19 protein-coding genes are annotated in these 23,849 nt (G+C 73.0%); 11 read left to right on the top strand and 8 right to left on the bottom strand.

Going from position 1 to position 23,849, the window contains the following annotated elements; translation table 11 throughout:
- The first annotated feature begins 15 nt into the window (after positions 1–15).
- A complete protein-coding gene (locus ACRQ4B_RS11580; RefSeq protein WP_439691590.1) occupies positions 16–471 on the top strand; it encodes an NUDIX hydrolase in 456 nt (151 codons plus the stop codon).
- 73 nt (positions 472–544) lie between these two features.
- On the top strand, positions 545–2,911 hold the full coding sequence (locus tag ACRQ4B_RS11575; RefSeq protein WP_439691589.1) for an ATP-binding cassette domain-containing protein: 2,367 nt from the start codon (positions 545–547) through the stop codon (positions 2,909–2,911).
- Positions 2,912–2,923: 12 nt separating this feature from the next.
- On the opposite strand, the gene ACRQ4B_RS11570 is transcribed toward ACRQ4B_RS11575, so the two are convergent.
- On the bottom strand, positions 2,924–4,657 hold the full coding sequence (locus ACRQ4B_RS11570) for an alkaline phosphatase family protein (protein ID WP_439691588.1): 1,734 nt from the start codon (positions 4,655–4,657) through the stop codon (positions 2,924–2,926).
- A gap of 103 nt (positions 4,658–4,760) precedes the next feature.
- Here ACRQ4B_RS11570 and ACRQ4B_RS11565 point away from each other — a divergent pair, with 103 nt between their 5' ends.
- Positions 4,761–4,934 carry a hypothetical protein gene (locus ACRQ4B_RS11565; protein ID WP_439691587.1) on the top strand — a complete coding sequence of 58 codons (174 nt, stop codon included), beginning with the start codon at positions 4,761–4,763 and terminating at the stop codon, positions 4,932–4,934.
- On the opposite strand, the gene ACRQ4B_RS11560 is transcribed toward ACRQ4B_RS11565, so the two are convergent.
- The 3 genes from ACRQ4B_RS11560 to ACRQ4B_RS11550 all read right to left on the bottom strand — a co-directional run bounded on the left by ACRQ4B_RS11560 (position 4,923) and on the right by ACRQ4B_RS11550 (position 8,270).
- The gene (locus ACRQ4B_RS11560; protein ID WP_439691586.1) at positions 4,923–5,909 is read right to left on the bottom strand and encodes a D-alanine--D-alanine ligase family protein; all 987 of its coding nucleotides are present in this window, start codon (positions 5,907–5,909) and stop codon (positions 4,923–4,925) included. The genes ACRQ4B_RS11565 and ACRQ4B_RS11560 overlap by 12 nt on opposite strands.
- Entirely contained in the window at positions 5,902–7,032 is a 1,131-nt protein-coding gene (alr, locus tag ACRQ4B_RS11555) for an alanine racemase (protein WP_439691585.1), read from the bottom strand. The genes ACRQ4B_RS11560 and alr overlap by 8 nt, the downstream gene beginning before the upstream one ends.
- 245 nt (positions 7,033–7,277) lie before the next feature.
- The gene (locus ACRQ4B_RS11550) at positions 7,278–8,270 is read right to left on the bottom strand and encodes a lipid II:glycine glycyltransferase FemX (RefSeq protein ID WP_439691584.1); all 993 of its coding nucleotides are present in this window, start codon (positions 8,268–8,270) and stop codon (positions 7,278–7,280) included.
- Between the two features lie 992 nt (positions 8,271–9,262).
- On the opposite strand from ACRQ4B_RS11550, the gene ACRQ4B_RS11545 reads away from it, so the two are divergent.
- Positions 9,263–9,862 carry a dihydrofolate reductase family protein gene (locus ACRQ4B_RS11545; RefSeq protein WP_439691583.1) on the top strand — a complete coding sequence of 200 codons (600 nt, stop codon included), beginning with the start codon at positions 9,263–9,265 and terminating at the stop codon, positions 9,860–9,862.
- Position 9,863: 1 nt separating this feature from the next.
- Here the strand turns inward: ACRQ4B_RS11545 and ACRQ4B_RS11540 are convergent, their stop codons facing one another.
- Positions 9,864–10,895, bottom strand: a complete 1,032-nt coding sequence (locus ACRQ4B_RS11540) for an alcohol dehydrogenase catalytic domain-containing protein (RefSeq protein WP_439691582.1) — start codon at positions 10,893–10,895, stop codon at positions 9,864–9,866.
- A gap of 101 nt (positions 10,896–10,996) precedes the next feature.
- Between ACRQ4B_RS11540 and ACRQ4B_RS11535 the strand changes: the two genes are divergently transcribed.
- From ACRQ4B_RS11535 to ACRQ4B_RS11515, 5 genes are all read left to right on the top strand, one after another.
- Entirely contained in the window at positions 10,997–13,786 is a 2,790-nt protein-coding gene (locus tag ACRQ4B_RS11535) for an FtsX-like permease family protein (RefSeq protein WP_439691581.1), read from the top strand.
- Between the two features lie 62 nt (positions 13,787–13,848).
- Entirely contained in the window at positions 13,849–15,996 is a 2,148-nt protein-coding gene (locus ACRQ4B_RS11530; protein ID WP_439691580.1) for an FtsX-like permease family protein, read from the top strand.
- Positions 15,993–16,907: an ABC transporter ATP-binding protein gene (locus tag ACRQ4B_RS11525; RefSeq protein WP_439691579.1), complete on the top strand. Its 915-nt coding sequence runs from the start codon at positions 15,993–15,995 to the stop codon at positions 16,905–16,907. Before ACRQ4B_RS11530 ends, ACRQ4B_RS11525 begins: the two co-directional genes overlap by 4 nt.
- On the top strand, positions 16,900–17,592 hold the full coding sequence (locus ACRQ4B_RS11520) for an ABC transporter ATP-binding protein (protein ID WP_439691578.1): 693 nt from the start codon (positions 16,900–16,902) through the stop codon (positions 17,590–17,592). The genes ACRQ4B_RS11525 and ACRQ4B_RS11520 overlap by 8 nt, the downstream gene beginning before the upstream one ends.
- Positions 17,593–17,655: 63 nt before the next feature.
- Positions 17,656–18,093 (top strand): GNAT family N-acetyltransferase, encoded by a 438-nt coding sequence (locus ACRQ4B_RS11515; protein ID WP_439691577.1) that lies wholly within the window; start codon positions 17,656–17,658, stop codon positions 18,091–18,093.
- Positions 18,094–18,301: 208 nt separating this feature from the next.
- On the opposite strand, the gene ACRQ4B_RS11510 is transcribed toward ACRQ4B_RS11515, so the two are convergent.
- Positions 18,302–18,982, bottom strand: a complete 681-nt coding sequence (locus ACRQ4B_RS11510) for an SDR family NAD(P)-dependent oxidoreductase (protein WP_439691576.1) — start codon at positions 18,980–18,982, stop codon at positions 18,302–18,304.
- A gap of 102 nt (positions 18,983–19,084) precedes the next feature.
- Between ACRQ4B_RS11510 and ACRQ4B_RS11505 the strand changes: the two genes are divergently transcribed.
- A complete protein-coding gene (locus ACRQ4B_RS11505; RefSeq protein ID WP_439691575.1) occupies positions 19,085–19,918 on the top strand; it encodes a helix-turn-helix transcriptional regulator in 834 nt (277 codons plus the stop codon).
- Positions 19,919–19,973: 55 nt separating this feature from the next.
- Here the strand turns inward: ACRQ4B_RS11505 and ACRQ4B_RS11500 are convergent, their stop codons facing one another.
- Both ACRQ4B_RS11500 and ACRQ4B_RS11495 read right to left on the bottom strand, forming a co-directional pair.
- A complete protein-coding gene (locus tag ACRQ4B_RS11500; RefSeq protein ID WP_439691574.1) occupies positions 19,974–21,695 on the bottom strand; it encodes an endo-1,4-beta-xylanase in 1,722 nt (573 codons plus the stop codon).
- A 177-nt stretch (positions 21,696–21,872) separates the two neighbouring features.
- On the bottom strand, positions 21,873–23,093 hold the full coding sequence (locus tag ACRQ4B_RS11495; protein WP_439691573.1) for a beta-ketoacyl-[acyl-carrier-protein] synthase family protein: 1,221 nt from the start codon (positions 23,091–23,093) through the stop codon (positions 21,873–21,875).
- 56 nt (positions 23,094–23,149) lie between these two features.
- Here ACRQ4B_RS11495 and ACRQ4B_RS11490 point away from each other — a divergent pair, with 56 nt between their 5' ends.
- Entirely contained in the window at positions 23,150–23,731 is a 582-nt protein-coding gene (locus ACRQ4B_RS11490; RefSeq protein ID WP_439691572.1) for a TetR/AcrR family transcriptional regulator C-terminal domain-containing protein, read from the top strand.
- The last annotated feature ends 118 nt before the right edge of the window (positions 23,732–23,849 follow it).

The raw sequence follows: 23,849 nt of genomic DNA, 5'->3' as shown, positions 1-23,849 counted from the left end.
GGTAGCGTCGACCGGGTGACTGCGAAGCCCGGACTGCGACTGACCTCCCGCATCCTCCTGCTCGACCCTGACGGGCGGGTGTTCCTGATGGACACCAAGGCGCCGTCGTCCGACGGGTTCCACCGCTGGATCACCCCGGGCGGTGGTGTCGACCCGGGGGAGGACCACCGCACCGCAGCGGTCCGCGAGCTCCGTGAGGAGACGGGCATCGTCATCGACGACCCGGGTCAGCCCGTCTGGTCCTGGGACTTCGCCGTCGACTGGGACGAGGCCGACCACGACCGGGGCCACTCCGAGTTCTACGTCGTCCGGACCCCGGGCTTCGAGCTCTCCGCCGACGGCTGGACCGACGACGAGCAGGTCGACATCCTGGGCGCGCGGTGGTGGACGGCCGACGAACTCGACGCCACAGACGAGGCCTTCGAGCCCGCTGAACTCCCGGACCTGGTCCGCCGGTACGGCACGGCCTGACCCGTCCCGACCGGCACGACGGACCGACGACGTCGTCGCCACGACCTCGGTGCCGGCCGGTACCCTGATCGACATGAATACCACTGGCGAGCACGCCGCGGACAGCCACGATCGCATCCGGGTCCGGGGAGCGCGCGAGAACACCCTGCGTGACGTGGACGTCGACCTGCCGAAGCGCCGGTTGACGGTGTTCACCGGTGTGTCCGGGTCCGGCAAGAGCTCCCTCGTGTTCGCCACGATCGCCGCCGAGTCGCAGCGGATGATCAACGAGACGTACAGCGCGTTCGTGCAGGGGTTCATGCCGTCGCTGGCGCGCCCGGACGTCGACGTGCTGGACGGCCTGACGACCGCGATCGTCGTCGACCAGGAGCGCATCGGCGCCGATCCGCGCTCGACCGTCGGCACCGTCACGGACGCGAACGCGATGTTGCGCGTGCTGTTCAGCCGGCTCGGCACCCCGCACGTGGGCGGTCCGAACGCGTTCTCGTTCAACCTCGCGACCGTGACGGCCGGCGGCGCGATCACCGTGCAGAAGGGCAAGGACGCCAAGGCCGAGCGGGTCTCGTTCTCACGCCTCGGCGGCATGTGCGCCGACTGCGAGGGCCGCGGGTCCGTCACCGACATCGACCTCACGCAGTTGTTCGACGACAGCAGGTCGCTCGCCGACGGCGCCGTCACCATCCCCGGCTACGGCACCGAGAGCTGGAACGTCCGGATGTTCGCCGAGTCCGGGTACGTCGACAAGCACACGCCGATCCGCGAGTTCACCGCGCAGGAACGCGACGACTTCCTGTACCGCGAGCCCACGAAGCGCAAGATCGCCGGCATCAACATGACGTACGAGGGCCTGGTGGTGCGGGTCCGCCGGTCGTTCCTGCAGAAGGACCGCGAAGCGATGCAGCCGCACATCCGCGCGTTCGTCGACCGCGCGGTCACCTTCACCACCTGTCCGGCGTGCGGCGGGACCCGGCTGAACGACACCGCGCGGTCGTCGAGGATCGCGGGCAAGAACATCGCCGACGTGTGCGCGATGCAGATCACGGACGTCGCCGCGTGGCTGTACACGCTCGACGAGCCGAGCGTCGGGCCGCTGCTCGAGGGGCTCCGCGACCTGCTCGACTCGTTCGTCGAGATCGGGCTCGGGTACCTGTCGCTCGACCGTCCGACGGGCACGCTCTCCGGCGGCGAAGGCCAGCGCGTGAAGATGGTGAAGCACCTCGGGTCGTCGTTGAGCGACGTCACGTACGTCTTCGACGAGCCGAGCACCGGTCTGCACCCGCACGACATCGAGCGGATGAACGGCCTGCTGCTGCGCCTGCGCGACAAGGGCAACACCGTGCTCGTCGTCGAGCACAAGCCCGAGGTCATCGCGATCGCCGACCACGTGGTGGACCTCGGCCCCGGTGCCGGCACGGACGGTGGCTCGCTCTGCTACCAGGGCCCGGTCGACGGGCTCCGGGGGAGCGGCACCGTCACGGGGAAGCACCTCGACGACCGGGTCACCGTCAAGCCGGCCGTGCGGGAGCGCACCGGGGTCATCGAGATCCGGGGTGCGTCCGCGCACAACCTGCAGGGGGTCGACGTCGACGTCCCGACCGGGGTGCTCACCGTCGTCACCGGCGTCGCAGGATCCGGCAAGAGCACACTGATCCACGGCTCGCTCGCCGGGCGCGAGGACGTCGTCGCGATCGACCAGGGTGCGATCCGTGGTTCCCGCCGGAGCAACCCGGCGACCTACACCGGACTCCTCGAACCGATCCGCAAGGCGTTCGCGAAGGCCAACGGCGTGAAGCCCGCCCTGTTCAGCGCGAACTCGGAGGGCGCCTGTCCCGCGTGCAACGGCGCCGGCGTGATCTACACCGACCTCGGCATGATGGCCGGGATCGCGACCCCGTGCACGGAGTGCGGCGGCAAGCGGTTCGACCAGTCCGTGCTCGAGTACCGCCTGGCCGGGAAGGACATCAGCGAGGTGCTGGCGATGCCCGTCGCCGACGCCGAACGCTTCTTCGCCGCGGGGGAGTCCTCGATCCCCGCCGCCCACGCGATCCTGTCCCGGCTCGTGGACGTCGGGCTCGGCTACCTCACGATCGGGCAGCCCCTCACGACCCTGTCCGGCGGCGAGCGGCAGCGGCTCAAGCTCGCCACGCACCTCGGCGAGCGGGGCGGGGTGGTGGTCCTCGACGAGCCGACCACCGGCCTGCACCTGGCAGACGTCGACCAGCTGCTCGGGCTGCTCGACCGGCTCGTCGACGCCGGCCGGACCGTCGTCGTGATCGAGCACCACCAGGCCGTGATGGCGCACGCGGACTGGCTGATCGACCTCGGGCCCGGGGCCGGCCACGACGGCGGCCGGATCGTGTTCGAGGGAACGCCCGCCGAACTGGTGGCGGCAAGGTCGACCCTGACCGGGGAACACCTGGCGGCGTACGTCGGCGCGTGAGCCCGAGCCGGGTCAGTCGCGGTCGCCGAACAGCCCGAGTCCGTGCCGGGTCAGCACGTCGTAGGCGTCGCCGAAGGTCTCCGGGACCGGAGCGTCCGGCTCGTACTTCGCCAGCAGCAGCCCGAGCAACCCGCGCCCGGGCGCGGTGAGCGGGCGTCGGCGGTCCCGGTCGGTCAGTGCCCGCCGCGTGGCCTCGGGGTTGGCCGGCACGTACGGGCGCGGCACGTCCGGCCAGAGCTGCGGCTGCCGCGGGACCGTGCGGTTCAGGACGTTGCGGATGCTCGCTGCGCCGGCGTCGCGGTGCGTGAGCGGCTCCAGCCCGTGCTGTTCGGCGAGGGTGTGCACGATCGCTGCGTGGTGCATCGGGTCGTTCACGACGGTGCCCGGCTCGGTGTACGCGGAGACCACGAACGCCGGCACGCGGCCGCCCAGGCGATCGAAGGTGAAGTCCATCTCGCCGGGTTCCGGTTCGCCCGACGGCGGCGTCGCACCGGGCGGCGGGACGTGGTCGTACAGTCCGCCGTGCTCGTCGAAGGTCACGACCAGGGCGGTGTTGATCGCGTTCGACCCGTCGGTGGAGCGACCGCCACGCACCGCGGCGTAGACCTCGGCGAGGAGTGCCTCGGCCGCCCGCACGTCGGACATCGCGCTGTCGTAGGGTTCCTCGCCCGGGACGTCGACCACGGTCGGACGGCTCATCGGCGGGTGCATGTCGTTGTGGTCGAACACCATCCGGGGCTCGACGAACGCGTAGTCGGGGAGCGTGCCGTTCGCCGCGTCCTCGCGGAACTGCTCCATGCTGCGGAAGTTCGACTTCCAGTAGCGCTCGAGGGACGGCGCGTGCAGGAACCCGGTGAGGGACACGACCTGGTCGACGTCGAAGTACACCCGCCAGGTCTTGCCGGCTTCCTCGAGCCGGTTGAAGACCGTCGGCACGGCCGGTGCGTCCAGCCACTTGCCCGGACCGCCGCCGAGCGCGTTCGTCACGAAGCCGTGCGAGGTGCTGGCGTGGAAGAACGAGCGGTTGCAGAAGGTCTGCGAGGGCACCGCGCAGTGCCAGTGGTCGTACACGGCGAAGGACTTCGCGAGCGTGGAGAAGACCGGGAGCATCTCGGGGGAGAACCCGCCCATCACGCGGGCGTACTCGTCGGCGGTGGGTTCGCGGCCCCGTTCGATCCGGAAGTTCACGACGTAGTCGTGCACGAACCCGCTCATCGTCGGGGCGGCGGTGTCCCGAGGCGCGTTGTACGGGGCCGAGTACCCGTGCTCCGTCGGCGTCGCGTTGGCCTCGGGCTCGACGACCCCGAACCACTGCGTGTTGACGTGCGGGTAGAACTCACCCGGATCGGGGTCGGGCTGGGACATCACCGTGTCGGTCGACCCCTGGTAGACGTGTGCCTCGACGACCGTCCCGTCGGGTGCGGTGTTGGCGTGCCGGCCGTGTTGCAGGCCCTCGAACGACTGCCCGGCACCGAGTTCGTCGTCCTGGTACAACCGGCCGAGCACGTGGTCGAAGCTGCGGTTCTCGAACATGACGACGACGAGGTGGTCGAAGCCGGGTTCGGCGCGCTCGGGGAGCGGCGTGAAGCCGTAGCGTTCGTCCTGCCGGCGCTGGTGCGCGGCGGCGGCGGTCCCCACTGCCGCTGCCCCGACCGCGGCTCCCGCGGCACCGATCCCGGCGCGCCGGAGGAACGTCCGACGCGACGGGGTCGGTCGGTCGTCCGGGGTGGGCGGTTCGGTCGGCACTCCAGCAGTGTGGCCGAGGAGCGGTCCTGTCGCAACGCGCTGATCGGACGGTCTCCGCGGAGTCCCCGGACGCATCCAGGGGCCGACGCCTAGCCTCCGACCCATGAGCTACAGCCAGCCTGACCCAGCCGAAGAGACCACCGCCAGCGAGGAGCCGGAGCAGCCGGACACCGACCGTCAGAACCTCGAGGAGCAGGGCGAGGAACACGCCTCGCTCGAGATCTCGGCCGACGACGTGCCGGTCGAGTCCGACCAGGAGGGCGACTCAGCGTCCTGAGCCTGCCCCGAGCGAGGGTGTCGCCGCGATCAGGGCCTCGACGAGTTCGACGTAGGGGAGTCCGACTGCGGCGAACATCCGCGGGACTTGCGACTGCTCGGTGAAGCCTGGGCTCGTGTTGACCTCGTTGAGGACGATGCCGTCCGTGGTGAGGAAGAAGTCGAACCGGGCGACGCCGGAGCAGCCGAGGGTGTCGTAGAGGGTGTGGGCAGCGCGCACGAGTGCGTCGAGCTCCTCGTCGTCGAGGACTGCCGGCACCGTGAACCGGGCGGTGCCGTCGTACTTCTGGGCCCGGTCGAACAGTTCGCCGTCGGCGACGCCGATCTCCAGTGCTGCGCCGGTCCGGAGCGTGCCGTCGTGGTGCCGGAACACGGCGACGTCGACCTCGCGGCCGGTGACGAACGCCTCGACGAGGGTGTCACCGCCGGCGGCTCGCGCGTGGTCGATCGCCGTCGGGTAGCCGTCGGGGGAGCGGACGACGGAGACGCCGTTGCTCGAGCCCGCGGTGGTGGGCTTCACGACGAACGGTGGGACGAACGGGGCCGGGCCGACCGCCGCGCCGGCGGGCACGAGGACGGCCGGTGTGGTGGGGATCCCGATGGCCTCGGCGAGGGTCTTCGTGACCCACTTGTCGATGCCGAGCGCTCCGGCGCGCACCGGTGACCCGGCGAGCGGGAGCCCGATCATGGACAGGAACCCGGCGACTGCGCCGTCCTCGCCGTTGACGCCGTGCAGGGCCGCGAACGCGACGTCGCACGAGGTCAGCAGCGCGACGACGTCGGACGGGGTGAGCGGAGCGCCGTCGGTGGTCCGCCAGGAACCGTCCCGGTCGATCGTCAGCGGGACCGCTTCGGCGCCGAGTGCGCGGACGGCGCGGGTGACGGCTGCGGCGGAGGCGAGGGACACGTCGTGTTCGTCGTTGACGCCGCCGCCGATCACGGCGACGCGTTGCGGGGTGGTGGGACGGTCAGGCAACGGGGGCCTCCTGGGTCGTGGTGGTGCGGTGCACCCGGGCCACGCGGGTGCCGATCCGGGTGACGATCTCGTGCGCGATGGTGTCCGACCAGCGGGCCCAGTCCGACACGGTGGGTTCGCCGTCGTGGCCGCGGCCGAAGAGCGTGACGGTCTCGCCGAGGTGCAGGCGGTCCTCGCCGGTGTCGATGACGACCATGTCCATCGAGAACCGTCCCACCAGCGGTCGGCGTCGTCCGCGGACGGTGACCTCGGCACGTTCGGATGCGGCGCGGGGGAGTCCGTCGCCGTAGCCGAGGGGCAGCAGCGCCAGGTTCGTCGGCCGTGCTGCGACGTGGTCCAGGCCGTACCCGACCCCGGTGCCGGCACCGATCTCGCGGGTACCGACGACCGGTGCCGTGAGCGAGAGCGTCGGTTCCAGGTCGGTCGCGGTGCCGGACGGGTCGATGCCGAACAGTCCGGCGCCGATGCGGTGGAGGTCGTGCCCGGCGCCGACCCCGGTGACCGTCGCGGCGGTCGCGGCGAGGTGTGTGGTGAACCCGGTGAGTCCGCGGCGCCGTGCGGTGCGGACCGCGTTCGTGAACAGGAGTCGTTCCCGGGTGTTCTGCGGGTCCTCCGGCTGGTCGGCGCACGACATGTGGCCCATCACCCCGACGATCCGGATCGTGCCGGTCAGCTGCAGCTCGCGGGCTGCGGCACACAGTGACGCCCACGTCGAGGGGGCGGCGCCGTCGCGGGCCATGCCGAGGTCGACGTGCAGGTGGACCCGAGCGCGTCGACGGGTCCGGACCGCGGCCCGGCTGACGGCGCCCAGCAGTTCGACCCCGGAGACGGCGATGTCGACGTCGGCGAGCAGGGCGGTCTCGAAGTCCGCGTCGAGCGGGTTGAGCCAGCTGAGCACGGGGACGTCGGTGCCGGCGGCGCGGACCGCGAGGGCTTCGTCGATCGTGGTCACGCCGATGGACGTCGCACCTGCCGACACGACCGACCGGGCGATCGAGCCGTGTCCGAAACCGTCGGCCTTCAGGACCGCCATCAGGTGCCCGCCGGAGCGTGCGACGAAACCCGCGGTGTTCGCCCGGACGGCGTCGTCGTGGACGACGAGCTGCGGGGCCGACGCCGTCATCGAATGCCCCGGGGCTGCTCATTGGGATGCATGGTGTCAGGCTCGCGGAGCCCGGGCGGCCGGGGCATCGTCCTGGCGGATGAGCCGACCCGCCGCGAGACCCAAACACCCGCCGTCGGACGGATGACGGCCGTCGACCGGTGAGCACGGCAGCGGACGGGAGGCGCGGATCACGCGATCGCGCCGGCCAGGGTGATCCGTGCCTCCCGTCCGACGGCCCTGGCCGTCTCGCGACGCACGTCGCGTCAGGAGCCCCGGTGCGTCACCTGCCAGAGCGCGGTGGCCGCCGACCGCGCGACGCGCGGCAGGGGAGAGGACACCACGGTGACGAACGGCCGCTCGGTCGCGCCCATCGACATCTTGAACCGGCTGATGCCCTCGTCGACGCGCCCGACCATGTCGAGTGCGGTGTGCCCGTGCGCCGAGGACCACTGCACGATGTGGTGGTAGAGCGCCGAGCTCGGGTTCGCGGAGCGGTACGCGCGCAGGGTGCCACCGGCCCAGCCCATCACGACCGGGTGGCCCGCCAGGGCGAGGATCACGCCGGCCAGCTCGCCCTCGACCACGGCGGTCGCGGCGTACACGTGGTCGCGGCCCTCGGCCCACCGCTCGATCCGTGCGCCGATGTCGTCCGGGTACGGCGACGGGACACCGCGGCTCTCGTACGACTCGCTGAGCACGCGGGGGAGGAACGCCGTGACCTCGCCGGGCCGCGACGGTCGGATCTCGACGCCCCTCCGCTCGGCCGCCCGCACGTTGTGCCTGGCGCTACGGCTCATCCCGGCGAGGAGCTGCTCCGGGGAGGGGGAGTCGGCCAGGTCGACGACGTAGGTGCGGTCGCCCGTCCACTCCACGCCGCAGCGGGACAGGAGCTCGTCGGGCGGGGTCACTGCCGGGCCGAGGTCGAACCGTGCGATCGGGACACCGTGCCGGACCTGCCACCGTCGGAACGCCCGGAGGACGTCCGGCAGGAGCGCGCCGGGGACGAGCGGCCCGACGTACGGGAACGGGGGATCCGCGGGACGTGCGATCGGTCCGGGGCGGAGCACGACCGGGAACACCCCCACCGGCGTGCCCTGGCGTGCGACGACCAGCGGGATGAACCGCCAGCCGAAGACGTCGGCCATCAGCTGCAGCCAGGACCAATCGTGGAACCCGGTCGCACCCGCGTGCTGTGCGACGAGTGCGTCCCATTCGCCAGGGTCGTCGGTGACGGCGAAGCGGAACTCTGGTGCCACGGCGACCTCCACGTCTGGTGCGGACTGTGGGAAGCCTATGCGGGCGGTCGCGAGTTGCAGCGTGCATCGTCCGGTTTCCCGCGCCGGCCGGGAACTCTTGCGGGATGCCGTTGCGGGTTGCCGTCGTCGACGTGGCAGGTTGGGATCATGAGCAAGCTGCAGATACCGTCACGGATATCCCTCCTACTACCACCGCCGCTACCGCTACCAAGGGACAATTGATGCAAGACGAATCGTCTAAGCGAAACTGGCTGTGCTCTCACTTCACTTTGTCGAACCCCGACGAGCATCGAGGAGATGACCTCGTTGCGTTGCTCCGACGACTAGCAGACGAGTTGGTCAACCAGGGCATCTCATCGTCAGATGTGCGGGATGTCGTGTTTTCCGAAGAGGTGAACGTCGGGGAGAGCAGCTGGAACGCGACGGTCTACTTTGATACTCCGGCATAAGGCTCGAGCAGCCGCTGACGACTCTCGTGTCCGCGACCTAACGGTCTGCTTCGATGCGTAGATCTCGCCTTCGCGCCAGTCAAATCTGCAGGCAGTGCTGAGCTCATGGTGCGGCACCGCGCAATCGCAAAACTATTCCGCTTGGACCCAGCGGCGGAGCTGGTATCGACTCGCGAGCTCTTTCAAATGACTCTGGACAAAGCGAGCACAAAAATGTTGCTGAATATGCTCGATCGGCCGGATTCCGATGAAACCTACCAGCCAATGAGGGTCCTGTTAAGGAGCGACCTCGAGGCGTTTATCGACAATGCGGACTAGCGATCTCCGATCGCAGCGTCCATGACAAGATCCCAGGCATTGCGTGACTGGCGGGTTGCGCGCTCGTGAAGTCGATCGCGGGGTTGCAACCTCGGCACCCTTCTGGCCGATAATGCATATTATGTCAACTTGAGTCGATCCGACCCCTGGTCTGTTGCAGCGCACCGCTCCCCTCTAGCATCGCCGTCGAGAGCACCACGGGGTGCTCGGAACCGGCGGTGTCCGATGCGGAAGCTCGTCCTGAAGATGTCGATGTCCCTCGACGGCCACGTCGCCAGCGCACGGACGGAGTCCGACTGGATGTTCCGCGCTGCGAGCCCGGACTCCGCCACCTGGGTGCTCGACACGGTGTCCCACGCCGGTGTGCACGCGTTCGGCCGTCGGTCCTTCGAGTCGATCGCCGGCTTCTGGGCGAACGACACGACGCCGATCGCCGCGGCGATGAACGCCGTCCCGAAGGTCGTCTTCACCCGGCAGGCCGACTACGACCCGTCGACGGTGGACCTCGGAGGCGCTGACTCCCCCGCTGCGGACACGTGGGCCGGAGCCCGGGTGGCGAACGGCGACCTGACCGCGGAGGTCGACCGACTCCGTGCCGAGGACGGCCCGGACGTCCTCGCCCAGGGTGGCACCGGCTTCTGCCGGAGCCTCGCGCGGGCCGGGCTGGTCGACGAGTACCGCCTCGTGGTGCTCCCCGTCGCACTCGGGGCCGGCGGCGGCATCTTCGACGGGCTGCCCGACGAACTCGATCTGACCCTCGTGCAGTCGACGGTGTTCACGGGCGGCGCGAAGGCGGACGTCTACCGACCGAAGCACCGAGGATAACTCAGAAAACCGCGACCGTCATCCCCGCGCTCGTCGCCGGGCCGTCCATCGCCACCAGCGCCGCCGGCAGGTCGTCGAACCCGATGGTCTGCCCGATCGACTCGGCGGGCCGCAGCCGTCCGGCCACGACGTCGTCGAGCATCGCGGCGTACTCCCCCACGGCGATCCCGTGGCTGCCGAGCAGCTCGAGTTCCTCGCCGATCACCCGACCCATCGGGATCGCCGGAGCGGCTTCCGCGTCGAGCAGCAGGCCGACCTGCACGTGCCGACCCCGGGGTCGCAATGAGGCCACCGCGGCGACCGAGGTCGCCCGGCTGCCGAACGCGTCGACCGACACGTGGGCGCCGCCGCCGGTCAGGGACCGCACGGTGTCGACGGCGTCCTCGTCCATCCGGACGACGTCCGCGCCGAGTGCTGCCGCGCGGTCGAGCGCGGCGGCCGAGACGTCCACGGCGACGACGTGCGCACCGGCCGCCTTCGCCACCAGCACCGTCGACAGTCCGACGCCGCCGCAGCCGTAGACCACGACCCACTCCCCCGCCGCGACCCGTCCACGTGCGTGCAGGGCGTGGTACGCGGTCCCGAAGCGACAGCCGAGCCCGGCGGCCTCGGCGAACCCGACGGCGTCGGGCAGCGCCACCAGGTTGACCTCGGCGTGCGGCACGACGACCGCTTCCGCGTAGGACCCGGGCAGCGTGAAACCGGGCTGCTGCTGTCGCGTGCAGACCTGGGTCGCGCCGTCGAGGCACTGCTCGCAGCGGCCGCACGCGAAGACGAACGGTGCGGTGACCCGGTCCCCCACCGAGAACCGCGTCACGTCGGACCCGACGGACGCCACGACGCCGGCGAACTCGTGCCCGGGGACGTGCGGCAGCACCACGGAGTCGTCGTGGCCCTTCCAGGCGTGCCAGTCGCTGCGGCACACCCCCGTCGCGGCGACCCGGACGACCACGCCGTCGGCGGGCGCCACGGGGTCCGGCACGTCGATGACGGCGGGGGTGGAACCGAAGGAGTCGTACTGGACGGCGCGCATCCGACCATCGTCGCAGACGTGGACGCGCCGTGCGCCGACGCCGCAGCGGGCGCGTGACGCTGGATACAGTTGTCGGACGCAACGACTGCGAGAGGGGGGACATGGCCGTCGTGCTCCGCCCCTGGCTGCTCCGCTCCCGGAGGCGCGCCGGCCTCCTCGCGGTCGTGGCGCTCATCGCCGCCGTCCTCGCCGGGGTCGCCGGCACCGCGCTCAACCTCGTGCTCCAGGCCCCGACGACGGAACTCCGCGCCGCCCTCCGGGACCTGCCCGCCGCGGGCCGGACGCTCACGATCGAGGCCTCGGGCGACCCGTCCGCGCAGGACCGAGCGTTCCGGCAGCTCGTCCGGCAGTCGTTCTCCGACGTCCCGGTGCTCGTCGACCGCGCGGTGTCGGGCGACACCACCACGTGGACGGTCGGGCCCGATCCCGACCGGGTCACCGCTGCCGACCTCGACCGCCTGCGTGCCGGTCTCGGGTCGTTGCCGGCCGCCGCGGCCCAGCGGTTCGCCGTCGACGGTGGCACGTCGACCCGCCACGCCGGGAGCGTCCGCGAGAACGCGACGGTGCTCGTCGCGGCCGTGTCGGCCGTCCGTGCGGCTGCGCCGGTCCCGGTCTCGGTCGTCGTCGTCGCGGGCGCCGTCGCCCTCCTGCTCGCCGGGCGACTCCTGTCGGGTGCCCGGACGGCGGAGGACCGGTTGTTCCGGGCGCGTGGTGCCTCGGAGGCGCTGCTCGTCGGGGTGGCGGGCCTGGAGGCGCTGGTCGTGGGAGCGATCGGCGCTGCGGTGGGCAGCGTGGTCGGCTCCACGGTCGCCGGTGCGCGCTGGGGAACACCGGGCACCACGTCGACCGCGGTGGTCGCCGTCGTCGCCGCCGGCGCGGTGACCGTCCTCGTGGTCGGTGCCCTGGTCGGGGCGACCCTGTCCGCCGCCCGGGCAGCCGAGGCGTCCGCGGTCCCGCACGCCACGCGCGGCGCCGTCGTGCGGGACGGCGCCGCGGTGGTGCTCCTGGTGCTCCTCGCCGCGGTCGCCGTGTGGCGGTACCGCGACACGGCCGCCGCGTCCACCGGTGATCCGCTCGCGGTGGTCGCGCCCGCCGCACTCCTGACGGCGCTCGGTGTCGCCGGTGCCCTCGTGCTCTCCCCCGTGCTCTCCGTCCTCGCGCGGGTGTCCGCACGTCGTCCCGGCCTGGTCCGCCCGCTCGGGCTCCGGTTGGCAGCGCGCGACGGTCGGCGACTGTTCGTGCCCGCCGCCCTCCTCGTGCTCGCGGTCGCCTCCGGGGTGTTCACGGCGACGGTGGACACGTCGACGCGCGCGTTCCTGCAGGACAGCGGACGCGTCGAGCAGGGCGCGGCACTCCGGGCCGACGTCGGTGGTCCGCTCCCGGTGAACGGCCCGTCCGACCTGTTGCCCGTCGGTGTCCGCGACGACGGAGCCGCCGCCGACGGTGTGCGCCCGGTGCTCCGGCTCACCGGTACGCCCGGTGACGCCGCGCAGTCCGTGCAGTCCGTGCAGGTGGTCGGGATCGACACCCGCGCGCTCCCGGCGATGCTCCCGGTCGCCGCGCAGACCTTCGACGCGACCCGCGCCGTCCGGGGGCTGCGCACCGGTGCGTCCGGCATCGCGCTCGGACGGTCGACGACGGGCGGTGCACCGCTGGACCTCGGCGTCCGGACGTCGGTCGGCTCGGCGACGACCGTCGACCTCGCTCCGGACGGGACCTCGAGGGAGTCGCCGACGACCGACCCCGACGTCGCCCTGCAGGCGGTCGCCTGGCTCGTCGACGACGTCGGCGACGTCGTGCCGGTGAGCACCGTGTCGCACGACCTGCAGATCGGCGGCGAGAACGCACGGTTGACGGGGACGGTCCCAGCCGGGGGTCCCTGGCGGCTCGGAGCGGTCGACCTCCGGTTCAGCGGTGACGCGGACCTCGACGACGTCCGGGTCGACGTCCGCTCGCTCAGCGTCGCCGGCCGCACCGTCGCCCTGCCCGAGGACCGGTGGACGCCCGCGCAGGACGCCTACGACGCCTCCGGGCTGCGCGCGGACGCGGACACCGGTGGGACGGACGGCGGCATCGGCATCGGTGCGGCGAGCCTCGCGCTCGCTGCACAGCCGGGCAGCACCGTCGGTGTCCGGCTCATGCCCTCGGCGGACCGCGTCGTCCCCGTCCTGGCCAGCACCGCGACCGGGTCATCGCTCGGTGACACGGTCACCGTGAACGGCGACTGGGCGAGCTTCCGCGCGCGGGTCGTCGGCACGGCGCCGACCGTCCCGGGGACCGACGGCGGAGCCGCCTACCTCGCCGACCTCCCGGCGCTCGACCGGGCGATCCTCGCCGCCTCGCAGCGACCCCAGCGCATCCGCGAGGTGTGGGCGGCGCACGACGGATCCCGTGCCGCGCTCGCAGCCGCGCTCCCGGACGCGACGGTCTCGGAGCCGTCCACCGCCCTCGAGGCCCGGTTCGCCCGGCTCGTCGTCCTCGCACTCCTGGCCGGCACCGCCGCCGCGCTCTTCTGCGCGGTGCTCGTGCTCGCCGCCACCGCCGCCGCCGTGGCCCGCGACCGACGCGACGAAGCGCTCGGCCTGCGACTCAGCGGCGTCACGGCGTCCCAGCAGGCCCGACTCCGCGCCGTCGGTCCGGCACTCACCAGCGGGTTCGGGGCGGTCGTCGGCATCGTGGCCGGCACCGCTGCGGCGGCGCTCCTGGGGGCCGCCGCGGTCCGCGCGAGCGTGCCACGGGCCCCGGCCGGCCTCGGCGTCCCGCTGGTCCCGACCTGGTGGGTCGTCATCACGGTCGTCACCGTGGTGGTCGTCGCCGGGATCGTCGTGACACTCGTCCACGCGGCCGCGGTCCGCCGCAGCGCACGACGGACCGGGCTGGAGGCACGGTGAGCGCCCGCGACGTCGGTCGCGCCCCGGTGGGCGCGCGTGCACCGCATGGCGCACCCCGGCGGGTGCGTCTCGTCCGGCGGTCGGTCGTCGACCAGGGCGGTGCCCTGCTGGCGCTCGCGGTGCTCGTGATGGTGACCACGCTCGCAGCGGTGGGTGTGCCGAGACTGGTGACGGGCCTCCTGGACGACGACCTGAGCCGGACCGTCGCGAGCGCCTCACCCGCCTACCGGGACCCCGTGGCGGGCGTGTCGCTCGCCCCTGATGCGAGCGTCACGGACCCGGACGACTTCTTCCGGCAGGTCTGGCAGGCGCTGCCGGACCGGCTCCGGACCGCGCACGCCAACATGCGTCCCGGCCTGCGCGCCGTCCTGGACGACGGCCACGTCGCTGCGCGTGCCGCGGGCGTCTCCTCCGGTGGGCTGCCCGCCGGGGGGCTGCGGGACTTCCCCGCGAGCGGGTTGCCCGACGGACTGCCGATCGCGACGGGCTACCGCATCGACGCGTTCTCGGGGCTGCGCGACGAATCGAGGTTGGTGGCCGGGCACTGGCCGACACCGGCGACGGGCATCGCGAGCGCCGTCGAGGTCGTGGCCACCCCCCGGACCGCGCGGGAGATGCGCTGGCGGGTCGGCGAGGAACAGCAGCTCGCACAGGCCGGCGACCCGGTGACGGTCCGCCTCGTCGGCCTGGTCTCCCCGAAGGCCGGCGGATCGGACTTCTGGGCCCTGGACCCCGGCCGGAGCAGGACCTCGGTGACGTACTCGTCCGACCAGACGCCGACCCGGCACGGGATCGTCTTCGTGGACGCGAGCACCTGGCCGGAACTCGGGCCGCAGCTCGGCGGCTTCGACGTCTCCGCGTGGTACCGACTCGACCCGTCGGCGATCTCGACGGCGTCGCTGCCGGGGATCACGGCGGGGTTCGACCGGTTGCTCGCGGACCCGCCGGCCGTGACGACCGCGAACGGTGACGCCCGGGTGCTGCGGTTCGGTTCGTTCCTCCCCCGTCTGGTCGACCTCGCCGACCAGCGTGCTTCGGCGTCCGGCCAGCTCCTCGCCGTGTCGGCCGCCGGGCCCCTCGGCGCCGCCCTGCTCGTCGTGGTGCTCGCCACGTCCGTGGTCGTCGCGCGACGTCGCAGCGACCGCGCACTGCTGCGCGCCCGGGGCGCGGGCACGCGGGCGACGGTACTGCGGTCCGTCCTCGAGACCGGGCTCGCCACCGTGCCGGGCGCGCTGCTCGGGTGGCTCGCCGCGGTGCTCCTACTGCCGGACGCGTCGTCATCGACGGGGATCGCCGCGGCGGTGATCGGGCTCGTCCTGCCACCGGGTGTCACGGCGGTCGTCGCCCTCGCGGAGGCCCTGCACGACCGGGGTGCCCGGATCGCTCCCTTCCGCTGGGTGTTCGAGACGCTCGTGGTCGCAGGGGCCGCGGCCGCGGTGGCCGCGGTGCTGCGGAACGTCCGGTCGGCAGCGCCGGACGGCACCCCGGTCGGCGCGACGCCGCCCGCCGGCGACCCGCTGGTCGTCGTGGCGCCGCTGCTCGTCGCCGCGACCGTCGTCGTGGTCCTGCTCCGTGTCCGTCCGACCGTCGTCCGCTGGTCCTCCCGACTCGTGCGGGACCGGAGCGCCGCAGCCTTCCTCGGCACGGCGGAGGACGCTCGGGGCGGTGCGGCCCCGGCCTGGGTGCTCGGCGCGGTGGTGCTCGCGACCGGTACCGGCGTGCTCGCGGCGGTGCTGCTGGACGCCCTGCGCTCGGCGACGGCACGGACGAGCGGCGACACGACGGGACTCGACACCAGCGTCCTCGTCGCGGGGTCCGCGGCCGTGGTCGTCGGCGGACTCGTCCTCGCCGCGCTGCTCACTGCGGCAGCGGTCGTGATCACGGTCGTCGCCGCGGCCCCCGAGCGTCGCCGGCACGGCGCCCTGCTGCGGACCTTCGGGCTGTCCGGGCGCGAGCGGACCGCGGTCACCGTCTGGGAGCTCGTGCCCCGCTGCGTCCTCGGCGTCGTCGGTGGGACGGTGGCGGGGCTGGTGTCCGCGGTGATCGTGGCGCCGGCGATCGTCCCGGGAACCGCCCGGGTCGCCCCGGACCCGCTCACGATCGTGCTGACCGCGGTGGCGTTCGGGCTCGCAGCGACGGCGGCCACGGTCGTCGCCGTCCTCTCCGACCGGCGACGGTCGGCCCTCGTCGACGACAGGAGTGCACCATGACCGACATGCCGGACGTGTCCGGACGCGACCGCTCCATCCGCTGCCGTGAGCTCGTGCGCATCTTCACCGCGGACGACGTCGAGGTGCAGGCACTACAGGGACTCGACCTCGACGTGGCGAGCGGTGAGCTCGTGGCGCTCGTCGGCGCGTCCGGCTCGGGCAAGTCCACGCTGCTCGGCATCCTCTCCGCGCTGGACCGCCCCACGGCGGGATCGGCGACGGTCGCCGGGGTCGACCTCACCACGATGAACCGCCGGACCCGCCTGCAGTACCACCGGCGCGTGGTCGGCTTCGTGTGGCAGCAGACCGAGCGGAACCTGGTGCCGTACCTGACCATCGCGGACAACGTGCTGCTCGCGATGCAGCTCGGGCGGACGCCGGACCGGTCCGCCCGGCTCGGGGAACTCGTCGACCTGCTCGAGCTCGGGGACGTCCTGGACCGACGCCCGGGTGACGTGTCCGGCGGCCAGCGACAGCGAGCAGCGGTCGCCGTCGGGCTCGCGAACGACCCCGCAGTCCTGCTCGCCGACGAACCGACCGGCGAGCTCGACGAGGCGACGAGCACCCGGTTGCTCGAGACCCTCCGCACGGTGAACCGGGAGACCGGGACGACGACGCTCATCGTCACGCACGACGCCGCCGTGTCCGACCACGTCGGCCGGACCGTGCGCATCCGGGACGGCCGGACCGCCACCGAGACCCTCCGCTCCACGGCGGGGACGACCGGCGACGCGCGCGAGTACGCACTCGTCGACCGGGCCGGTCGCCTCCAGCTCCCCCGCGAGTACGTCGACCGACTCGGGCTGCAGGACCGGGTGCGGCTGGCGCTCCGGTCCGACCACGTCGGCGTGTACCGCGGCGACCACGACCAGCCCACGACGAACGACCGGACGGAGCACGACGATGCCTGACGCCGCCCTCACCGCGGACCACCTGACCCGGCGCTACCGGGACGGTCACGCCGAGGTGACCGGCTGCGAGGACGTCTCCCTGGCCGTGCACCCCGGTGAGCTCCTCGTCGTCCGGGGTCGCTCGGGGGCGGGCAAGTCGACGCTCCTCCGCCTGCTCGGCGGACTCGACCGGCCCAGCTCGGGCACGGTCCGGATCGGTGACGTCGACGTCTCGGCCGCATCCGAGGACGCCCTCGTGACGCTCCGCCGGGACGTCGTCGGCTTCGTGCACCAGGACTTCGGGCTGCTCCCGACGCTGACCGCCGCCGAGAACGTGGAACTCCCCCTCCGCGTCGCCCGGCGCCCCGGGGCCGAGCGGGACGACCGGGTCGCGTCGGCCCTGTCGTCCGTCGGGCTCGACGGACACGCACGCCAGCGACCCGGGCAGCTCTCCGGCGGCCAGCAACAGCGGGTCGCCATCGCCCGCGCGCTCGTCCTGCCCCGGCGCGTGCTCATCGCGGACGAGCCGACCGGGCAGCTCGACAGCGAGACCGCGGCGCAGGTGATGGAACTCGTGGTGGCCCTGACCCGGGAGCGCGGCGTCGCCACCGTCGTCGCGACGCACGACCCCCTCGTGATCGCCCTCGCCGACCGGGTCGTCGAACTCCGTGACGGCCGGGTGCGAGCCGGTCGCCACGCGGCCTGACCCGGGCCACCGGGAGCGGATCGGCCGTTGTGCCGGCTCCGCGCCCGACGGTTCACTGGCTGCATGGACCTCCGCTTCTCCGACGACCCCGACGACCTCGACGTCACCCGTGTGCACCGCTGGCTCAGCGAGGAGTCGTACTGGGCGCGCGGACGTGACCTCGCCACCCAGCGCGCGATCATCGCCGGCTCCCGGAACTTCGGCGTCTACGACAGTGCGACGGGGCAGCAGCTCGGGTACGCCCGGGTCATCACGGACGGGGTGACGTTCGGCTGGCTCGCCGACGTGTTCGTTGACCCGGGATCCCGGGGCCGCGGAGTCGGTGTCGCCCTGGTGCGTGGAGTGACCGAGGCGATCGAGCCGCTCGGGTTGAAGCGGTTCGCGCTCTTCACCGCGGACGCCCACGGTCTCTACGAGCAGTTCGGGTTCCGCGCGCTCCCCGACGCGGACGGGTGGATGATGCGCCCCGGCCCGGGGTTCGGCGCCGACGTGCACGACTGAAGCCGCCGCTCGGGCACCGGGCCACCGGCCGGGCCGCGCGTGCCTGCCTGAGGTGATCCGCGCCTCCAGGCCCGTGGCACCGGTGCCGGGCGCACTTCGTGAGCAGGAACTGTCGGGTCGGGCACGCCGACCCGACCATTGCTGCTCACGAAGCGCACGCCGGGCCGCGCCCACGCTCGCCCAGACAACGCGCGCGGCGCGGCGCGCGTCAGTACTCGATGCGGCCGGTGCGGTCGTGGAACTCCCCCGTCGGACCGTCCGCACCCAGCGTCGCCAGCGCCACCGTGGCGTCGGTGCCCTCGGTCACGGTCTGGTGCCCACCGAACCCGTTGAACTCCGTCGCGGTGTACCCGGGGTCGCTCGCGTTCACCCGGAACTCCGGCAGCAGCTTCGCGTACTGCACGGTCAGCGCGATCACTGCCGCCTTCGACGCCGGGTACGGCACGGCCGGGACCGGGAACTCGTCCCGTCCCGGCAAGGTCAGCCACCGCGGGAACCCGACCCCCGACGCCACGTTCACCACGACCGGGTTCGCCGATCTGCGCAGCAGCGGCAGCGCCGCCTGCGTCACCCGGACGACGCCGGTCACGTTGGTGTCGAGGACGGCCGCGATGGCCGTGGCGTCCAGGTCGTCCACCCCGAACGACGTGCCCAGGATGCCCGCGTTGTTCACGAGGACGTCGAGCGACGGCAGGGACGCGACCGCCGCGTCGACGCTCGCCTGGTCGGTGACGTCGAGCTGGACGACGTGGGCGCCGAGCGCGCGGGCATCGTCGCCGCGGGACGGGTCGCGCATCCCGGCGTACACGGTGTGCCCGGCATCGACGAGGCGGCGGACCGTCTCGAGACCGAGACTGCGGTTGGCTCCGGTGATCAGTGTCGTTGTCATGCCCCGACCCTGCGCCCCCGTGGCTGAGTCCCCCAGGCACCGCTCGACAGTGGGACCACCAGTACCAGGGAGGCCGGGAGGCGCGGGGCGATGATGGTGGGCATGAGCGAGTTCGCGAGTGTGCTGCGTTCCTGGCGCGACCGGGTGCGTCCCGAGGAGGTCGGCCTGCCCGCCGGCCCGGGCCGGGGCACGCCGGGCCTCCGCCGCGAGGAGCTCGCCGCGCTCGCCGGGGTCAGCGTCGACTACGTCGTCCGCCTCGAGCAGGGCCGTGCCACGAACCCGTCGGCGCAGCTGCTCAACGCGCTGGCCACGGCGCTGCGGCTCACCGAGGAGGAGCGCGACCACCTCTGCCGGGTCGCCTCCGTCGTCCCGCCGTCGCGACTGGTGGTCCCTCGGCACGTCACCCCCGGCGTGCAGCGCATCGTCGACCGCCTCGGGGACGTCCCGCTCGCGGTGTTCACGGCCACGCACGACATCGTCCTCTGGAACGACCTCTGGGCAGCGATGACCGGCGACCCGAACCGGTACACGGGCATCGAGCGGAACCTGGTGTGGCGGCACTTCATGCACGGCCACGACGGTGTGGAGTGGGACGACACCCACCAGGAGGAGTTCTCCAGCGACCTCGCCGCCGACCTCCGCGCCGCGCTCGGCCGCTACCCCGCCGACCGGGACCTCGCCGAGCTCGTCGCCCGGCTCCGCCGCGACTCCCCCGAGTTCGAACGGCGCTGGACGACCGGCCGCGTCGCCGAGCACCGTGCCAGCCGCAAGACCGTGCGGACGCCCGTCGGGCCGATCGAGATCGACTGCGACGTGCTGAGCGTGCCCGGTGGCGACCTCCGCATCGTCGTCTACACGGCGGTCCCGGGCACGGAGGACGCTGCGAAGCTGGACCTCCTCCGGGTCACCGGGCTGCAGGAGCTCACGCCGCGCTGACCGGCTTGCCGGGAGCGCAGTGCGGCGCTGCCGCCGCCCGGCGGACGCCTGACGGTCAGCCGCCGAGCGCAGCCCGGACCGCTTCGTACGCCGGCGTGGGCTCGCCGTCGTCGAACAGCAGGTCGTGGCCGTGCTGCAGGGCACCGTCCTCGTCCGTCCACCAGTCGTACCGGTCATCGATCCCCCACGTCGTCCAGCTGACGCAGGCCGCCGAGCGGAAGCAGGTCCCGAGGACGGTGGCGTACTGCTGGGCCTGGGCTTCGGGGCCCGCACTGTCCGTGACGTCGTTCTCGGAGATCCGGACGAGCAGGCCGACGCGCTCGAAGGAGTCGAGCGTGGTCGTGAGGTCCTCGGAGGAGACGGCGTCGGTGTCGAGGTCGTAGACGTGCGCCTGGAGTCCCACGCCGTCGATGTGCCCACCCTGCGCGTTGGTGTCGAGCGCGAGTCGCCGGAGGGCGTCCTGCCGCGGCCCCGGCACGTCCGCACCGTTCTCGTTGATGAACTGACGGACCTCGGGGTCGGCGTCGTGCACCGCCTTCGACACCACGGTCGGGTAGGTCGGCCCGAACACCCGGTACCAGACGTTCCGCTGCAGATCGGTGCCCTGGTCGACGTCGAACGGTTCGTTGACGACGTCGAGCGAGTCGAGTCGACCCCGGAAGTGCGTCACCACGGCGGTCAGGTAGTCGAGCAGGGCGTCGGCGCTGTCATGGCGTTGCTGTGGCGAGCCGGTGGGCAGCTCGCGCATCCACTCCGGCATCGCCTCGGAGAACGCGATCGTGTGGCCGTGCACGGCGATCCCCTTCTCTGTCGCGAGGTCGAGGATCGCGTCGGCCTCCGCGAAGGTGTACTCGCCCTGCCGGGGTGCGAGCGCCTGCGGCTTGATCGCGTTCTCCGGGGTGAGCGCGCCGAAGTTCCCGACGAAGGCGCGCGCGTACTCCGTGTCAGAGGCGAGCGGCCCGAGTGCCACCGCGGCGCCGATCCGGAAGCCGGGGCGACCACTGGACGCCAGGGCCTGCAGCCCGCGATCGGACGGCTCCGCCTCGGCGGCGACCGGGCCGGCGGTCGCCAGGGAACCCCCGGTCTGTGAGGCGGTGAGCGAACCGACCCGGAAGGACCCGTCGTCACTGGACAACCCGAGCCAGAGCTCCCCGGAACCGAACACGTCACCGTGCGGCAGCGACGCGACGGCCCGTCCGCCGCTGGTCACCTCGAGCCGGTCGCCGGACCGTCGCACACCGAGCGCTGCGTCCGGGTCGTGGAGTGTCACGTCCTCGTCGGCCACCGGCTGCGGGTCGGTCGGGTCGTGCTCCCGGGTCCCGTCGAAGACCGTGATGCGCAGGTCGTCGCCGCGGCGGGTGAGCCGGACGCCCGCGGGCTCGATCCGGAACTCGTCGGCGATCACCGGCGGACCGTCCAAGACCGACAGCGTGGCGTCGCCGGTCACGTCCGTCAGCGATGCACGGAGCGTGAAGTCACGGACCCCGACCAGGTGCGCGCCCGCCAGGTCGACCGGAGGATCCGACTGGCCTCCCCCGCCGTCCTGCTCGACGATGCTCCTGCCGGTCGCCGCCACCCGGAGCCCGTCGCCGTCCGCGTCGACCCCCACGACGTGGCGCCAGTCCTGGTGCAGCAGATCGACGACGGTGACCGGTCCGGTCGGTCGGTCGGACGCCGTGCAGCCCGCGAGGGCGAACAGGATGCCGACCGCTGCGACGCTCGCCGTACGCGCCCAGTGGTGATGCCGTCGCTCCATCTGCACCTCCACGTCACCCATCCAGCCCGAACCGACCGTACTGGTCGAGTCCCAGACCGAGGGTCGGGACCGGCGGGGTGGCGGACTGGAGGCGCGGTGCGGGCCCGCACCGCGCCTCCCGTCCGATCCGGTCCGGGCCAGCGACGACGGGCCGGTCACCCGAGTGGACGGAACGTCCCGACGGTGCGCTCGGCCGGCTCACGCCGCCGTGACGACCAGCGACGCGTTCTGTCCGCCGAACCCGAACGAGTTGTTCAGGGCCGCCCGGATGGGTGCCTTCCGTGCTGCCCCTGCGATGACGTCCAGCTCGACCGCCGGGTCCAGGTGCTCCAGGTTCAGGGTCGGCGGGACGACGCCGGTCTCGACGGCCCGGACGGACAGGATCGCCTCGACCGCGCCGGCAGCGCCGAACATGTGCCCGATCGCGCTCTTCGGCGCGGTGACGAGCGCCCCGGTCCCGACGGCGCGGGCGATGGCGGCGGCCTCACCGACGTCGCCCACCGGCGTGCTCGTCGCGTGCGCATTCACGTGGTCGATGTCCGCACCGGTGAGCCCGGCCATCCGGATCGCCGCGGTCATCGCGCGTTCCTGCTCGCTGCCGTCGGCGAGCGGTGCCGTGATGTGGAACGCGTCCGAGGTGATGCCCCAGCCGGCGAGGGTGCCGTGCGACCGCTGCGCCCGGGCTGCCGCGTGCTCGACGCGCTCGAGGACGACGAACCCGGAGCCCTCACCGAGGACGAACCCCCGACGGGAGACGTCGAACGGGCGCGACAGCGTCACCGGGTCGTCGTCACCCGGCTTCGCGAGCGCCTGGGACTGCGCGAACGACGCCATCGTGACCGGCGTGACGGCCGCCTCGGTCCCGCCGGCGATCACGACGTCGGCCTCGCCCGTGACGATCAGCCGTGCGGCGACGGCGATCGCCTCCGCACCGGACGCGCACGCCGACACCGTGGTGTACGCCCCGGCCCGAGCACCGAACGCGATGCTGATCTGGGCGGCCGCACCGTTGGCCATGAGCATCGGCACCGTGCGGGGCGACACCCGGCGGGATCCCGATGCCCCGAGCACGTCGTGGGCGTCGAGCAGCGTCTCCACTCCCCCGATGCCGGTGCCGACCACCACCGCCAGTCGGTCCCCCTCGACCTCGGGAGCTCCGGCGTCGGCCCAGGCCTCCTCGGCGGCGACGAGCGCGAGTTGCTGGCTCCGGTCCAGCCGGTTCGCGCGGACGCGACCGAGGGCTCCGTCCGCGTCCAGGGCTGCGTCGGCCCCGACGGTGATCGGGACGTGCTCCCACAGTGCGCCGGGGCGGTCGAGGACGCGCACGCCCGAGCGCCCGGCGACGAGCGCGTCCCAGAGCACGTCGACGCCGTGGCCGAACGGCGAGACCGCGCCGTAGCCGGTGATGGAGATGCCCACGGAAGACTCCTTCTTGTACATTGAACAAGTTGAGTTGTACCACGTACAATTCCGGCATGGCAACCACGCCCGACGGTCCCGGCACTCCCCGCGGCGCGGCGACGCGCGCACGGATCTTGGCGGCGACCGCGGGGCTGCTGAGCACCGCGACGGACCGCGCGATCACGGTGAGCGCGATCGCCCGCGCGGCCGGCGTCTACCCGAACCAGATCACCCACCATTACGGCTCGAAGGACCGCCTCGTCCTCGACGCCGCGTTCGCGCTCTTCCTCCGCGACACCACCCGACTGCAGGCCGCCGGCCGTCGCGCCACGACTGCCGAGGGGTTCCGGCAGGTCCTCGCCCGCACGGCGCTCGCGATGCCCTCGACGCCGCTCGTCGTGCGTGCGCTCGCGGCCGCCGGCGACGACGCCGCGCAGCGCGAACGCGTGCGCCTCCTGCTCGTGGTGCTGTTCCGGCAGTCCGAGCGCTACCTCGAGCGGGTCGTCGACGAGCACGGCTGGACGAGTCGGAGCGGGGTGGGCCGGGACGCCCGGACCTTCTGGAGCGCGGTCTTCGGCGCCACGCTCCTCGCCGACGCCGGGGTCACCGGCGGTCCGTCCGACCTCGACCTGGCGGGGACGGTCTCGATCGACTGAGCGCCGACCCGAGCCTCGGCCCGACGGACATCCCGCGGCCGCGGGAGGCCGCAGGGTGTCCGCTCAGCCGAGCCTCGGCACCGGCGGCACCGCCAGCACCGCCACCGCCAGCGTCAGG

The organism is Curtobacterium sp. SP.BCo (genome assembly GCF_051903265.1).
Taxonomy (GTDB): domain Bacteria; phylum Actinomycetota; class Actinomycetes; order Actinomycetales; family Microbacteriaceae; genus Curtobacterium.
Note: the sequence above shows the minus strand (reverse complement) of the source record. Positions and strands in the feature narration are given on the sequence as shown.